10 protein-coding genes are annotated in these 15,128 nt (G+C 74.0%); 5 read left to right on the forward strand and 5 right to left on the reverse strand.

Annotated elements, in window-relative coordinates; genetic code table 11:
• Positions 1-178: 178 nt before the first annotated feature.
• Both VF746_25970 and VF746_25975 read left to right on the forward strand, forming a co-directional pair.
• Positions 179-616: a hypothetical protein gene (locus VF746_25970; GenBank protein HEX8695890.1), complete on the forward strand. Its 438-nt coding sequence runs from the start codon at positions 179-181 to the stop codon at positions 614-616.
• Between the two features lie 273 nt (positions 617-889).
• Positions 890-1,516: a hypothetical protein gene (locus VF746_25975; GenBank protein HEX8695891.1), complete on the forward strand. Its 627-nt coding sequence runs from the start codon at positions 890-892 to the stop codon at positions 1,514-1,516.
• Here VF746_25975 and VF746_25980 read toward each other — a convergent pair.
• On the reverse strand, positions 1,464-4,112 hold the full coding sequence (locus tag VF746_25980; GenBank protein HEX8695892.1) for a BTAD domain-containing putative transcriptional regulator: 2,649 nt from the start codon (positions 4,110-4,112) through the stop codon (positions 1,464-1,466). The genes VF746_25975 and VF746_25980 overlap by 53 nt on opposite strands.
• 185 nt (positions 4,113-4,297) lie before the next feature.
• Between VF746_25980 and VF746_25985 the strand changes: the two genes are divergently transcribed.
• Positions 4,298-5,200 (forward strand): hypothetical protein, encoded by a 903-nt coding sequence (locus VF746_25985; GenBank protein HEX8695893.1) that lies wholly within the window; start codon positions 4,298-4,300, stop codon positions 5,198-5,200.
• 137 nt (positions 5,201-5,337) lie between these two features.
• Here the strand turns inward: VF746_25985 and VF746_25990 are convergent, their stop codons facing one another.
• Entirely contained in the window at positions 5,338-6,270 is a 933-nt protein-coding gene (locus VF746_25990; protein HEX8695894.1) for a ribose-phosphate pyrophosphokinase, read from the reverse strand.
• 138 nt (positions 6,271-6,408) lie between these two features.
• On the opposite strand from VF746_25990, the gene VF746_25995 reads away from it, so the two are divergent.
• Both VF746_25995 and VF746_26000 read left to right on the forward strand, forming a co-directional pair.
• The gene (locus tag VF746_25995; GenBank protein HEX8695895.1) at positions 6,409-6,774 is read left to right on the forward strand and encodes a hypothetical protein; all 366 of its coding nucleotides are present in this window, start codon (positions 6,409-6,411) and stop codon (positions 6,772-6,774) included.
• The gene (locus VF746_26000) at positions 6,771-7,259 is read left to right on the forward strand and encodes a hypothetical protein (protein HEX8695896.1); all 489 of its coding nucleotides are present in this window, start codon (positions 6,771-6,773) and stop codon (positions 7,257-7,259) included. The genes VF746_25995 and VF746_26000 overlap by 4 nt, the downstream gene beginning before the upstream one ends.
• 453 nt (positions 7,260-7,712) lie before the next feature.
• Here VF746_26000 and VF746_26005 read toward each other — a convergent pair whose 3' ends face one another.
• The 3 genes from VF746_26005 to VF746_26015 all read right to left on the reverse strand — a co-directional run bounded on the left by VF746_26005 (position 7,713) and on the right by VF746_26015 (position 14,736).
• On the reverse strand, positions 7,713-10,319 hold the full coding sequence (locus VF746_26005; GenBank protein HEX8695897.1) for a hypothetical protein: 2,607 nt from the start codon (positions 10,317-10,319) through the stop codon (positions 7,713-7,715).
• 25 nt (positions 10,320-10,344) lie between these two features.
• A complete protein-coding gene (locus VF746_26010) occupies positions 10,345-12,063 on the reverse strand; it encodes a hypothetical protein (protein ID HEX8695898.1) in 1,719 nt (572 codons plus the stop codon).
• Between the two features lie 381 nt (positions 12,064-12,444).
• The gene (locus tag VF746_26015) at positions 12,445-14,736 is read right to left on the reverse strand and encodes a fused MFS/spermidine synthase (GenBank protein HEX8695899.1); all 2,292 of its coding nucleotides are present in this window, start codon (positions 14,734-14,736) and stop codon (positions 12,445-12,447) included.
• Positions 14,737-15,128: the final 392 nt, after the last annotated feature.

Below are 15,128 nucleotides of genomic sequence, written 5' to 3' on the forward strand. Positions count from 1 at the left end.
AAATCCCCCGCGGGTCCGTCCAATCCAGCAATCCCCCTCTCGTCGGCCCCCGGTCGGCGCCGCGCCCTGCCCGCGAGTTGACGCGCGCGGGGAAAGCGGGTTGACCGCCGGTCCCTACGTTCGGGGGGAAACCGGCACTGCTGCCGCAGGTGGAACGTGGCAACCAGGAGGTCGAGGGATGCTGATCGAGAACGTGCCCCTTCCGGGCTACGCCGTCCCCGTCGAGGTCACGCTGACGGGGGGGTTCGAGCGGGGAAGCATCAGCGTGGCGGGGGCGACGATCGAGCTGGGGCCGGGCGGGCGGGGCGCCGGGCGGGTGTTCCTGAGCCCCCCGGAGATCGAGGTGCGCGTACAGGCCGTGGCCGCCTGGCCGGCGCGCTTCGCCTTCGCGGTCACCATCAACGGCCGCACGGTCGCCGAGCGGGGCACGGTCCAGGGCGGCAAGGCCCGCGTCACCCGCGCCTACTCCTTCGCGGCGTTCGGGCTGGACCCCACCGCTCCCCCGCCCGAGGAGCGCCCGCGCCGGCGGGGCCGCGGCCGCCCGCGCGCCGCCCAGCGCGAGCTCCCCCGCTGGCTCCCCGCCCTCGGCCGCTCGGGGCCCGCCCCGGCGCCGTGACCGGGTGAGCCCCCGCCGCGCCCGGTCCGCCGCGCCCGCGCCGACGGACCGGGCGCCGGCCGGGGGCGCGACGGCGGGACTCCACGCCCCCGCGGACCCCCTCTTTTCGGAAACATCCGGGGCACGGAAACGGCGCCGATACAGGTGTTTCCGCTGGTTGACTCCCTCGCGGAAACCGGGTTGAGACCGGCGGCCTAGCTTGCCGGGCGGATGCGGGGCCGACCCCTACCGGTCCCGGACATCCGCACACATCTCATCCACGGGAGGCGCTTCATGGACAACCACGCGAAGCCCGACGGCTCCGAGAACGGGACCGCGGGCCGGGAGGGGGAGGCCGCGCCGAAGGCGGCCGTCTTCACCGGGCAGGTGACGACGGCGCAGGACCCCGGCGGCGTCCGGCCGATCTGCGCCGGCCTCAGCCGGAGGCTGGCCGCGGCCGCGGACGGGCACCGCAACGGGCAGGAGATCTTCTTCGTCGCCCGCTACGAGGCCGACGAGACGGGCGACTTCGAGCTGGACGGCCCCTACTTCCGCGACCAGCTGGGGAAGCTGCGCGTCCCCGACGGGTTCGGGATCTTCGGGCCCTACTGCACGGCGGACTGCGACGACGACATCAGCCGCACCCCCATCAAGTCCATCACCATCGAGCTGCGCGACGGCCGGAGGCACACGTTCGAGGGCGACCAGTTCGACGCGCTCTTCTGGAGCGTCTCCGCGCTGGAGAAGTTCGTCATCCCCCACTACACGGTGGTGCGCGGCGTCAGGAAGGCCCAGCAGATCCTGCGCGAGTTCGTGGACACCGACGTGTTCCTGCTGGGCCACGACCCCAACACCGAGGAGACCATGTTCAAGATCGGCCGCGGGGAGGACGAGCAGGCGCTGCAGGCGGCGCCGGTGTGACCAGCGCGCGGAAGCCGCGGTGGTCGCGCAGGGTGCGGAACTGCACGTCGTCGTCCAGGAACTCGCGCAGCCGCGGCTTCCGGCGCAGGTACTCCTCCAGGGCGGCCACCGCGCTGTCGGGCTCGTTCAGCAGCACGTGCACGTACGCCCGGTCGTAGAGGAGCGGCACCACCAGCGCGGTGTCGGAGCCGGCGGCGGCGCGGGAGCGGGCCATCACGGCCCGGGCGCTGTCGGCCAGCCCGGCGCGCGCCAGCACCCGCGCCGCCGCCATCCGCCGGTACAGCGGCCAGTACGCCCGCCCGGACGCGCGCGCCCGGGCGGGCGGGTCCATCTGGTCCAGCTCCTCCACCAGGCGCCAGGCGGCCCGCACGTCGGGCGCGGGGCCGCCCTCGTACCCCAGCAGGGTGAGCCGGCACTCCACGAAGCGCCAGCTCGCCGGGAACTCGCGCCGGCCGCGCTCGCACCAGGCCGCCGCGCTGTCGACGCGCGCCAGGGCGTAGTTGGTCCGGTAGAGCCGCTCGTGGATCAGCTCGGCGTCTTCCAGGTACGCGTCCTCCTCCAGCGCCCGGCGCGCGGCGGCGTCGGCCTCCAGCAGGTGGTCGCCCCTGAGCCGCAGGTACTGGCTGAGCGTGCTCCACGCGGCGGCGAGCGAGGGGTCGGCCGTGAGCGCCGCCTTCAAGTCGCGCTCGGCCGCCCGCATCAGGGTGTCGTTGTCCGCGGCGGGGAGCACGTCGCGCCCCGCCATCCGCCAGCGCGCCGTCCCCCTGAGCTCCAGGGCGCGCGGGTAGCCGGGGCGCCGCTCGAGCGCCCGTTCGGCGTGGCGGATCGCGGCGCGGAAGCCCGCCAGCGGGTCGGGCTGCGGGGCGAGGCGCGCCTCGCGCAGCCGCACCCACCCGCGCAGGACCCAGGGCTCGGGCCAGCGCGGGTCGGCCTGGGCCGCCCGCGCCAGCAGCGAGTCGGCCGTGGCCAGGCGCCGGAGCGCGGCGGGCGCGCCCAGGGGGCTGGGCTCTCCCGCCAGCTCCTCGGCCTCGGCGCGCTCCTGCTCGGCGCGCAGCACCAGCTCGCGCGCGCGCAGGCTCTTGGTCCCCTCCGCCCGCTCGCGCAGCCGCACCTCGGCGCCCAGGCGGCGGCGGAGGAAGCCGGCCACCTCGTCGGCCAGCCGGTTCTCCAGCTCGAACAGCTCGCCCATGGAGCTCTCCACCGTGCGCCGCTCCAGCTGCTCGCCGGTGTTGGCGTCGATCAGCCGCACCGTCACGCGCAGCCGGTCGCCGGAGCGCTGCAGCGTCCCCTCCACCACGCTCCCCACCCGCAGGTCGGTCACCACGCTGTCGAACGGCACGCTGCCGCCGCGGTACGGCTTCACCCCGTTGCGCGAGACCACCGTGAGCGCCTCGACCTGGCTCAGGCGGTCGATCAGCCCCTCGGTGATCCCGTTGGCCAGGTACTGCATCCCGCCCCCCGGGGTGTTGTCGTCGATGTAGAGCACCGCGATCCGGCGCGGGTCGAAGCGGACGACGGCTTCCGCCGCGGCCGGGCGCTCCGCCGGCAGCACCGAGAGCGCCAGCCCCGCCACCATCCCCACCAGCCCGGCGTAGTAGGCGGCGTCGGCCGCCCGCGCCCACGCCGCGCGCCGGGACGGCGGCCGCGCGGCGGCGGCCGGCGCGTCCGGGACGGCCGGACCCGGCGCGGGGACGGGGGCGGGCGGCGCCTCGATCCGGGCCGGCGGCGCGGGGAGCGCCACGGCGGGCTCCGGGTCGAGCTCGGCCACCAGGGTCCCGCCCGCCTCGCCCCCGGCGCCCGGCGCCAGGGCGGGCGCGGACGAGGAGGCGGCCGCCGCGCGGGAAGAAGGGAATGCGCCGTTGCGGGCGGGGGCGGCCTCGCGCACCACCCCGGCGCGGAGCCGGTCGGCGCGCCCGGCGAACTCGTCCTCGGGCTCCACCCCCAGCTCGGCGCGCAGGAACTCCGCGTGCGCCGTGGCGAAGCGCAGGGCCTCGGCGCGCTCCCCCGCCTCCTCCAGCGCGGACAGGTACCTGAGCGCCACCCGCGAGCTGAACGGGTCGTGCCTGGCCAGGAGCCGCCACCACGCCAGGGCGTGCACCTCCCGCCCGGCGCCCTCCTCGCGCTCGCCCAGCCTCTCCAGCGCGCGGGCGTAGGCGCGGCCCAGGCGGTCGCGCTCCCCGTCCGCCCAGCGCTCGAACTCGGGGGCGTCGGCCACGTAGAAGCCGTCCAGGAACGGCCCCTGGTAGAGCGCGGCCGCGCGCTCCAGCTCGCCCGCCTCGAGCGCCGCCTCGAAGGCGGCCACGTCGCTCGCGACCGTCTGCGCCACGAGCGCCACGTCGTCGCCCGCGCTCAGCAGGGCGTCTTCGCCCAGCTCCTTGCGCAGCACGTACAGCGACTCGCTGAGGAGGTGGCGGGCCTTCTCGGCGGGGTGGTCGGGCCACAGGTAGCCGATCAGCCGCTCGCGCCCCACCGGGCGGCGCGCCACGGCCAGGATCGCCAGCAGCGCCAGCCGGCGCTTGTGGGCCGCGCGGCCCGTCACCGGCCCGGCGCTCCCTTCGAGCGCCACGCCGCCCAGCAGCTTGAGAGAGAACACCACGGGATACAGCGGATGGGGGATGGAGGTGGACTGCGGCAGGACGCGTTGACTGCGGCAGGGAAACGGAGTTGAGACTCCCGCGCGATAGTTAATGACGTATGCGGCACAAGCGCAAGACGCCCTTCTTCCGCCGGGACCGCCGTCGGGCCGCGGGCGCCGTTCACCCCCTTGCCAGGAGGACGAGGATGAGCCCTTCCCCGCTCCCGCCGCCCGCCGGTCCCAAGCGTATCCTCTTTGCCTCCAAAAAGTTCCGGCCGGGCGCCACCGGCCGGGGCGCCCGCCGGGGAGGGGGGGAGGCGACGCGCGGGAGCCGCGGCGCCCCGGGCCCGCGGACGGCGCGGGGAACGGCCCCGCGGACGGTTGCTGACGATTTCCGGCGGCTCCGGGTCACGCGGCCCGCCTCCCTGGCCGCCGCGGGGACGCTCCTGGGCGCATCCCCCCTGCTCGCCCAGGCCGGGAGCGCGCAGGCCGCGGCGGGCGCCGGGTTCCCGGAGCCGTTCGGGCTGGCGCTCCTGGCGATGGTGGCGGCGGGCGCGCTGGGGGCGCTCACGGCCGACCTGGTCCCCGACGGGCGGCGGCTGGAGCGGTGGCGGCGGGGGGTGCAGGGGTGGACGCTGGGGGTGCTGGGCAAGCTGATCGTGGGCTCGGTGGCCGCGGTGGTGCTGCTCACGCTCAACCCGCCCGCCGGCGCCTGGGCGCCGCTGGTGGCCACGGCGCTGATGGCCGGGCTCGGCGGCGAGGCGCTGCTGGTGGCCGTGGTGAGCGCGCGCAGGGCGCAGGACGCCGAGAAGGACCGCGAGGCGCTCCGCGGCGAGCTGGCGCGCCGCCGGGCCGAGGCGCTGGAGAAGGTGGAGAGCGTGGGCGCGCTGGCCATCGCGGCGCACCGCGACCGGCGCCTTCGCCTGGAGCGGCTGCGGATCGCCGGCGCGCTCGGCGACGGCGGCGGCGGCGAGGCGGCCTCGGGCGAGGACTCGTCGTTCGAGCGGCTGGTGCACACCGCCGTGGAGCGGGCGAAGGCGGAGCTGTCGGCGGGGCGGGGGTGCGTGAGTGCGACGTGCGAAGTGCGAAGTGCGAAGTGCGAGGTATGAAGTGCGAAAGTCGCCGTTCTCCCTCCCACTCGCGCGACGGGGGGGAGGGCCGGGGAGGGGGCTCCCCGCGGTCGCGGCGGAACGACCGCCGGCCCTCCGTGCCGGCCGTCCCCTGTCCCCCTGCGCTTCCGCCGGGATCAGAACATCTCGGACACCGACTCATGGCACACCATGCGGCGGATCGCCTCGGCCAGGAGGGGGGCCAGCGAGACGACCCGCAGGCGCGGCCACTCCCGGCAGGGGACGTCGACCGTGTCGGTGACCACCACCTCGCGCACGCCGGCGGCCTCCAGGCGCTCGCGGGCGTCGCCCACCAGCAGCCCGTGGGTGGCGGCCACGAAGAACTCGCGGGCGCCGGCCTCGCCGAGCGCCTGGATGCTGGCCACGAGCGTCCCCCCGCTGGAGATCATGTCGTCCACGATCAGGCAGGCGCGGCCGCGCACCTCGCCCACCAGGTGCGTGACCGTGGTCTCGCGCCCGCTGGTGCGGTGCTTGAGGAGGACGGCGAGCGACGCGTCCAGCCGCCGCGCGAATTCGGTGGCGGTGCGCACCCGGCCCGCGTCGGGCGAGACCACCACCACGTCGCCCGGGAGCCGGCCGCGCAGGTCTTCGCAGATGAACGGGGTGGCGGACAGGGTGTCGACGGGGACCTGGAAGAAGCCCTCCACCTGCGGCGTGTGCAGGTCCACCGACAGCACGTGGTGGATCCCGGCGGCCTGCATCAGCCCGGCCACCAGGCTGGCGGTGATCGGCTCGCGGCGGCAGTCGCGGCGGTCGGCGCGCGCGTAGCCGAAGTACGGCACCACCGCGGTGATGCGCCCGGCCGCCGCCCTCCGGCAGACGTCGGCGAACGCCAGCAGCTCCACCAGGTGGTCGTTGACCGGCGGCGAGGTGGGCTGGATGACGAAGACCTCCCTGCGCCGCACCGACTCCAGCAGCTGCACCGACAGCTCGCCGTCGGGGAAGCGCTCCACGCGCGAGGGCGCGAGCGCCACCCCCAGCTCGCGGGCCACGGCCTCCGCCAGCGCCGGGTTCGCCGTGCCGCCGAAGAGCACCAGGTCTTCTTCCATACGCCACCGTCCGCTCCGCCGGGCCCGACACACGTCCGTTCCACGGCGCGCCGGGGCAAGTCGTGCGCCGCGGGGTGTCCGCCGGGCCGGCCCCGGGTTAGCTTGGGGGCCGATCCCCCCGTCTCCGGAGGACCCCCGGTGGAACTGATCATCCGCGACGAGCAGCTCCGCGTGCTGGGCGAGGCCGCCCGGGAGCGCTTCGTCCGCGGCGCGCTGGAGAAGCTGAGGAAGCACTGGCCGGGCGCCTTCCGCGAGCTGGGCGAGGCCGCGGCGCGCGCCCGCGTGGAGCGGGCCGTGGCCGAGGCGGAGGGCTTCGGCATCCGCGCCGAGGCCGACGTGCTGCGCTTCGTGAACCTCGCCTTCGCGCTGGGCGACGGGTTCGCGGCCGACCCGCGCCGCCCCTGGGCCCGCGCGCTCCTGGCCGACACGGCGCTCACCCCCACCGAGCGGCTGGACCGGCTGGTGGAGCTCGCCCTGGACGAGCTGGACGGAGGCGGGCCGTGAGCGAGGCCGAGGGCGCCGCCGCGCCGACGCTGCCGGACCCGTACCTGGGCGAGCGCTCCGACGCCGCCCCCGACGACCCCGCCGAGGCGCTCGCGGCCATGGACGAGGAGATCGAGAGCGCCACCTCCACCCTGGAGGTGGGCTCGCCGATCCTCCCCTGCCAGCGCCCCTGGCTGGAGCTGGTGCTCTTCGACGAGGAGCAGCGCCCGGTGGAGGGGGCGCCGTACACGCTGTCGCTCCCCGACGGCACCCGGCGGCAGGGGACGCTGGGCCCCGGCGGCCGCCTCTACGAGGAGGACGTCGACGCCGACGCCGAGAAGCTGATGGTGGTGGTGGAGGTGGAGGAGAACGAGGACGGCACCGTCAAGGCGTTCCACGTGCAGGTGGTCCCGCGCGAGGAGGAGCCGGAGGAAGAGGTTTCCGAGGGGGAGCCCCCCGAGGAGCACCTCCGCGCCGACTTCCCCGCCCCGTGGATCCCCGGCTGAGGCGGGGCCTCGTACCGGATTCGAGATCGATCGTGCGGAGGGGCGGTCGTCCCGGGGGAGCCGCCGCGCCGAGCCTGCCCCGGCAACGAGGTCTGGCGGCGGCCGAGGGATCTACTCACCCCGGAGCGAGGCCGGCTTCCGCGCACCGCATCCGGCCACCGGACACGCGGAGTAGATCCTTCGGTCGCGTCCGACCATCGGCGCGGGAGCGGATTACGCGCGGACGCTCCCTCAGGATGGCTTCGCGTGTGGCATGGAATGCACGGTCGGTTCCGGAAGGGATCATACCACTTTGCAGAGCATCGTTCGGGTACAGCTTTCCGATAAAGCCTCACACAGAGGACACAGAGAACACAGAGAAACTTTAATCGAGTCTTCAGTTCCTCCGTGTTCTCTGTGTCCTCTGCGTGATTCCAATCCGTTCGGAACCAGAACCATGCTCGGCAACTGATATCAGAGGGTGAGCTCCACCACCACGGGGAGGTGGTCGCTCACCCCTTCGCCCTTCCAGATCTTCTTGTGGTACTTGGTGAACTTGGTCGCCGGAAAGGCCGGCTTCGCCTTCCGCGTCTTCCAGTCCTCGGTCAGCTCCACCACCAGGTCGCGCAGCTTCGCGTTCTCCACCTTCGTGAACCCCACCGTGAAGATGTGGTCGTAGGCGTGCGAGGTGTGGTTGGCGAGCGTGGCGTTCTTCCCCGGCGCCTTCATGCTGGTGCGCGTCTGCACGATCTGCCCCACGTAGATCCCCTCGGCCAGGTCGCGGATCGAGTCGCGCGCCGCCTTCGCCAGCCCGGCGGCCGTGAGGTCGACGGCTCCCTTCGCGCTGTTGCCGGCGACCTTCGTGCTCTTGGCCGCGTTCGCCGCCGTGAGCACCGGCCCCGCCGCCTTCTCCGCCCTGAGCGCCGCGTCGCCCACCTTCTTCGCCGCCGCGGTCGCGGCCGGCTTCCCCGCCTGGTCGACGGCGGTGGCGGTCTCCACCACCGCCTCGGCGAACGCCTGCAGGTACGGCGTCGACTTCTTCATGATCTCCTCCGCCAGCTTCAGCGCCGAGTTGCGCGCCTTCCTCGCCGCGCCCGCCGCGTTGGCCGCCGGGAGCTGGTAGGCGGCCTTCGCCTGGCCGCCCAGGGGGGCGGCCAGCCCCGCGGCCACCTTCCCGTCGTTGTCGGCGGCGGAGCGCAGCGGCGCGTTCGCCACCACCTTCTCGGCCGCCGCCGCCGCTTCCACGGCCGCGGCGCCGGCCTGGTTCGCGGCGAGCGCGGCGCTCGTCGCGGCCTGCTCCGCGGCGGGGTCGGTCCCCGCCGCGTTCCATAGACCGGCCTGCAGGGTGGCCTCTTCGGTCTCGCTGGTGGCCGCGATCACGGCGCGCAGCACGCGGATGGCGTCGGCCGTGGGGAAGGCGGCGCCCAGCTCGCCCACCAGCGGGTTGTAGGCCTTGACGTCGTCGTCGTGGCCGCCCGGGTTGGTCTTCTTCTTCCCGTCGCCGCAGGGGTCGGTTTTCGGCATGGTGCAGCAGTTGAAGTCGCCCACCACCACCACCGGCAGGGTGCGCGCCGCCGCCAGCTCGCTGATCAGCCCGATCTGCGCCGTCCCCGTCTGGGCGGCGAAGTTGTTCTTTCCCTGCTTGGAGTACTTGGGCGCCGGCGTGTGCGCCCCCACCACCAGGAAGCTCTTCCCCGACGCCTTCTCCTTGAACTGCACCAGGTACGGCCGGCGGTGGATCTTCTTGTGGAACTTGAGCTTGTTCCCGGCGTTGTCCTCGTGCTCCACCTGCCCGCGCAGCACGCTCCCCACGTCGATCACCAGGTGCCGGAAGCCGGCGCCGGCCACGCCCAGCGTGGGGTTGCCGCCGTCCAGGTTCGCGCCCCAGACCCCTGCCGCGGCGGCGCCCGCGCCGTCATCGATCCAGTACAGCTTGCGGCGCGCCGGATCGACCGCCACCTCCACCGGGTTCCCGGCGGTCACCACGTCGTCGATGTTCCCCGTCCCATCCAGGCTGCGCGCGCGGATCTTGTTCGGCGCACCCTGCTCCACCCAGAAGATCCGGCCCACGGCGGGCGCCAGCGCGAAGGGGCCGGGCTTCACGCCCGTGGCCACGTCCGTCCGCGCGCTCCCGTCCAGACCCGCGCGCTCGATCTTCTGGGCGGTGGAGTCGGTCCAGTACATCCAGCTCGACTCCAGGTCGACGGCGAAGCGCTCCGGGTCGACGCCCTTGACCAGGTCCTTGAGCTTGTGGCCGGTCTTCAGCGGGTACGTCGACTGGATGGCGCGCTTGGCCGGGTTGGCCAGGAACGTCATGTCGTACACGCCGTCCACCGTGAGCCCGGCGGGGACCACCTGCTTGCTCAGGAGCGTCTCGGACGTCTTCGCGGCCGGGTCCACGCGCTCCACGTCGCCCGCCGCGGTCGAGACGTAGAGCTTGCCGTTCTTCGCGTCCAGCGCGATCCCGCGGCGGCCGGCGGTGTTCGCCACCACGGCGACGTTCTGGTTGGTCCCCGCGGCGTCGGCCGCGCGGACGGCCTTGGCGGCCGCGTCCACCCAGTAGATCCGGCCGCGGGCGGCGTCGAGCGCGATCTCCGCCGGCTGGGCGTTGGTCACCACCTGGCGCGCCCCGCCGCCCGCGACCGCGATGCTCTGGATCTCCTGCTTCCCGATGTCGGCCCAGTAGAGCACGCCACCGGTGGCCGCCGCGTTCCAGGGGCCGGGGATCGACGGGTCCTTGCGCGGGCCTTCGAGCTCCAGCTTGTCGGAGTCGTAGAACACGCCCACGGCCTCGGACTTCTGCCCGAAGGCCAGCGACACCGGCGGCACCGCCCGCCAGCCGGCGTGCCGCGCCTGCAGCCCGGCGAGCAGCTTGGTGAGCCCCAGCGGCCCGTCGCCGATCCCCAGCTCGCCGGGCTGCAGCCCCTTGAGTGTCTTGGGCTCCAGCACCACGAACACGTCGTACGCCGGCGGCTTGGCGGCGGGGCTCACCGCGTCGAGCACGCGGCTGGCCCGCGTGGTGTCGCCGGCCACGCGGGTGCCGAAGTTATAGATGTTCCAGGAGATCAGCTTGATGGCCATGCGGGCGGTGCCGGGGTGCCGGGTGCTATACCGCCTGGAGCGTCCAGGCCGCGTCCTCGCCCTCTTCGGACACGGCGTAGAGCTGCACCCGCCGCGCGTACGGGTCCAGCGTGAGGCCGAAGTCCACGAAGTCCTTGCGGTCCAGGTCTTCCGAGGGCACGGCGAGCGCGTCCCACAGCACGCCGAAGAGCTTCGTCTTCATGATGTCGAAGAACGTGGTCCCCTGCCGCGCCCAGCCGCGCACGGTGAGGTCGGGGACGGTGAGGCCGGCCTCGAAGGCGACCGCGTCCGCCCACAGGGTTCCGCCGATGTCGAGCGTGACGCTCCGGCGCGAGCCGTCCCACGGGTGGTTGATCTGCCAGGTCAGCACCACCGGCTCCAGGCGCACGGGGAAGGGGTCGTAGCCCACCTGCCCGCCCTCCAGCACGAAGGTCACGTCCGTGGGGGCGCGCGAAGGGAGGTCGACCCCCAGCGCCACCCGCAGGAGCCTGCCGCGCGAGGTGTGCTTCAGGAAGGGGGGGAGCCTGCCCACGTCCGCGTGCCATCCCTCCCACCCGCCGATGTAAGGCGAGAGCTCTGCGAGGGTCTTCAGCGGCGGCGCCTTCTCGGGGTCCAGCCACTCCTCCTGCGTGCGCCAGCAGATCACGCCGTCGTCCGGGGGGAGCTGCGACCAGAGGTTCAGCCGGCCCTCGCCCGCCTTCCAGACGCCGCGCAGCATTGCCGCGTGGCGCACCCCCTCCCACTCCTCCTCCACCTCCACGTTGCTGCCGTCCTCGTCCTCGGAAGCGCCCTCCCCCTCGTCGTCGCCCTCCACCCACTCCCGCGCGGGCTCCCGCACCCTTCGCCCCTCCACCGAGAGCGAGGCCTCTTCCAGGGTCACGCTCCCGAAGGCGAGCTTGAAAGGGGTGGAGGCCAGGTTCAGCACCGGCTCGCCGTCCACGATGTCGATGCTCCCCGTGAGCCAGGGGTCGAACCCGAACCACGTCCGCACGCACGCCTGGAGGTTCGCCCCGAAGCGGAAGCGCGCCTCGAAGTTGCCTCCCGGCTGCAGTTCCAGGGGGAACCGCCACGGAGAGGGGCAGGCCTGCGCGGTGAAGAGCAGGGCGGCGGACGAGAAGGTGAGCTCCTCCAGCTCGGCGTGGTCCAGCTCGGCCAGGAGACCCTGCTTCACGTCCTGGTCCGGGACCTCGATGCGCACGGCGGAGAGCTCCCGGCCCATGCTGTCGAGCCAGAACTTCGCCGTGGCCCTGTAGTTGGTCCCCGCCTGGACGCCGGAGACGGTCACCTCGCGCGGCCTGTCGCGGTAGAAGGCCTCGCGCCGCTTCTGCTTCCCGCGCCGGTTGCCGGTGGCGAGCGCCCCGACGACGACCGACAGGCGGCGGACGTTCGTGGGGTCCCCGAGATCGGTGGAGACGTACGTGAACCTGACCCTCCCGGTGCGCGTGAGCCTGCCGGCGGCGAGCGGTGTCCCGTTGGCCACCAGGAACACCGTGATGCCCTTGCGGAAGACCCTCGTCTCCCGTGGCACGTACGCGCTGACGATCTGCGCCGGCTTCCGGAGCAGCTTCCTCTTCTGCTTCGGGGCGGGCTCCACGTCGGTGCTCACCGTAGGCTGGGTGATGACGATGCTCTGGCTCTGGAAGAACTTCTGCGCCACCCCCGCAGGCACCACGTCGGTGCCGAGGGTGACGTCGCCGAGGGAAGCCGCGAGCCGGAGCTGGCCGTAGAGTTTCGCGAGGGACATCGCAGACCGGGCGGGGGCGGGCGGCGGCGGAAAGGGGACGGCGGTGGGAGCGCGGGGGAGAGCGCCCTCGCCTCACAGGCTAACGCCGCCGGCTCGCGGCTGTCAATCGCGAGGGGCAGGGCTCATACCATCTTGCAGAGCATCGTTCGGGAATAGGTCCTGAAAAGGTCTCACACAGAGAAACAGAGAAACAGAGGACTTCGGTTTCTCTGTTCCTCTGTTTCTCTGTGTGATTCCGATCTGTCTGGAACCAGAACAATGCTCGGCAACATGGTATCGCACGGGGGAAGCGGAGGCAGCGGAAAAACGCCGGGATCCTCCGCTTCCTCCGCCGACTCCGCGTGCGGCGTTCGGGAAGTCCCGGTCCCGAGCGGAGCCCGCTCAGCGGCGGCGCCCGAAGACGCTCAGCAGGCTGGAGAAGTCGTCGGTCCAGGGCTCCACGCCCCGCAGGATGCGCCCGCCGCGCCAGCGCGCGTCGGCGGCCAGGGGGCCCAGGTCCGCCTCGCTCCTGGCCAGCACCGCCCAGGTCGACGCCGAGTGGAAGGGCCGCCGCGGCGGGCGGTGCTCGGCCACGCGGATCGACATCCCCCGCTCCTTCGCCAGCGCCGCCACCACCGGCTCCAGGGAGAGGTAGCGGTTGCTCAGGTGGAAGACGACGAGGCCCCCCGGCGCCAGCTTCTCCAGGTACATCCCCAGCGCCTCGCGCGTCATCAGGTGCATGGGGATGGCGTCGGAGCTGAACGCGTCCAGGACGATCAGGTCGTACGCGGCCCGCGGGGCGCGCGCCAGCGACAGCCGCGCGTCTCCGAGGACCACGCGGATGCTGGCCCGCGAGTCGCGCAGGAACGTGAAATAGCGCGGGTCGCGGGCGATCCGCTCGATCCCGGGGTCGATCTCGTAGAAGGTCCACGCCTCGCCCGCGTTGCCGTACGCGGCCGCCGTCCCCGTTCCCAGGCCGACGACGGCCACCCGCCGCCGCCCCGCGTCCGCCGCCCTCGCGGCGAACACCTGCCCGAACGGCCCCTCGCGCAGGTAGTACGTCACCGGCTCGGTGCGCCGCCCCGGCGCGAAGGTCTGCGCACCGTGCAGGGTGGAGCCGTGGTAGAGCGCGTGGAAGCCCCCGTCCCGGGGGATGTCGAGCACCATGTAGCGCCCGTAGAACGAGCGCGCGGCCAAGAGCACCCGGTCCTGCCGGAGCGCGATGAGCGTGCTCACCAGGAGCGCCGCGCCGATGCAGGCGAACAGCCAGAGCGGGGCGCGGCCGAGCGCCAGCGAGACGAGCACCACCAGCGCGGCCGTGGCGGCGAGCTGCAGGATCGGCGGGATGCCGGGCACGTCGGGGCGCGCCACCAGCAGCATGGCCACCACGAACCCGGCCGTCCGCAGCGCGTAGCCCCGCCAGGTGCGGCGCAGCACGGCGCGCTCGGGCCAGGGGCGCGCCAGGCACGCCAGCGCCAGCAGCAGCGGGTACTCCCAGGTGCGGCTGAAGACGACCGGCGCCACCAGCACGTTGAAGATCCCGCCCAGCACCCCGCCCACGGCGATCCACAGGTAGAACTCGGTGAGGTGCCGCACGTCGGGCCGCCGCCGCGCCAGCTCGCCGTGGCACACCATCCCGGTGACGAAGAGCGCCAGCAGGTGCAGCGGGATCACCAGCCGCGGCTCGCGGGTGAAGCCGTACATCAGCAGCAGCGCCACCACGGCGATCACCGACGGCTGCACCCCCACCATCCACGCGTGCCGGAGCGGCGGGCGGGTGGAGAAGGCGAGGGTGAAGGTGAGCAGGTAGATGGCGAGCGGCACCACCCACAAGAGCGGCACCGGCGCCAGGTCGGTGGTGACGAAGGTGGTGACGGACAGCAGCAGGCTCGACGGGAGGAAGGCGAGGCCGATCCAGACCAGCCGCTCCCGCGCGGACACCCGCTCCGCGGCTCCCTCGCCCGCCGCGCCGAGCGCCGCCTCGGCCGAGGCGGGGCCGGCGGCGGGGTGCTTCCAGAGCACGAGCGCGCACCCGGCCACCAGCAGGCCGAGCGCGGCGTAGCCCAGCGCCCACGCGGCGCTCTGCTCGGCCAGGCGGAGCCGCGGCTCCATCAGGAAGGGGTAGCCGAGGAGCGCGAGCATGCTCCCCAGGTTGCTGGCGGCGTACAGCCAGTACGGGTTCGCGGCGTCGGGGCGGCCGGTGTGCGCGAACCAGCGCTGCAGCATCGGCCCCGTGCCGGAGAGCACGAAGAACGGCAGCCCCACCGTGGTCGCCATCAGCAGGAGGAGCCAGGGGATCGGCGCCTCCCCGCCCCGCGGCGCCGCGCCCGCCACGCTCACCGGCAGCACCACCGCGGCGAGCGCCAGCAGCGCCAGGTGCAGGAGCGCCTGCGCGCGCACGCCCAGCCGCCGCGCGCCCAGGTGCGCGTACAGGTAGCCGCCCAGGAGCGCCGCCTGGAAGAAGAGCATGCAGGTGTTCCACACCGCGGGCGTCCCCCCCAGCAGCGGCAGCACCATCTTGCTGAACATCGGCTGCACCAGGAACAGCAGGAAGGCGCTCGAGAACACGGCCGCCGCGTAGACCACCAGCGCCGCGCGCGACCACCCGCCGCGCGACGCGGCGGCGGCGGGCGCCTGCGCCGGCTCGCTCGGCGGGACGTCCGCGGGGGCCGCGGCGGGGGAGGGGGAAGTCAAGGAGATGCTTCCGGGGACGGGTTCGGCGGACCGGGATGCAATGTGCCCGCAAGGTCGGTCCGCGCGCGCGGCGCCGCAAGGACGCGGCTCCCCGGACGGAGGCGCCGGCTCCACCCGGCCGGGGGGACCGGGCTGGCGGCGGAGGCTCGTACAGACGACTTCAGGCCTCACGCAGAGTCAGCAGAGTCAGCAGAGAACACCTCTGCCGATACCCAGATTTCGCGATCGATCGTGCCAAAGGAGATGTCATTCTGAGTCTTCCACCGCGCTGCGCGCGACCACGGAGGATGAAACGGGGTTGTAGTTCTCCCTCCCACCGCGCAGCGGGGGGAGGGCCGGGGAGGGGGGCTACCCGCGGCGAGCACCGAAGCCCGTCACAGCGCACGAGCCAG

Origin of the sequence: Longimicrobium sp., assembly GCA_036389795.1 — a bacterium.
Taxonomy (GTDB): Bacteria; Gemmatimonadota; Gemmatimonadetes; order Longimicrobiales; family Longimicrobiaceae; genus Longimicrobium.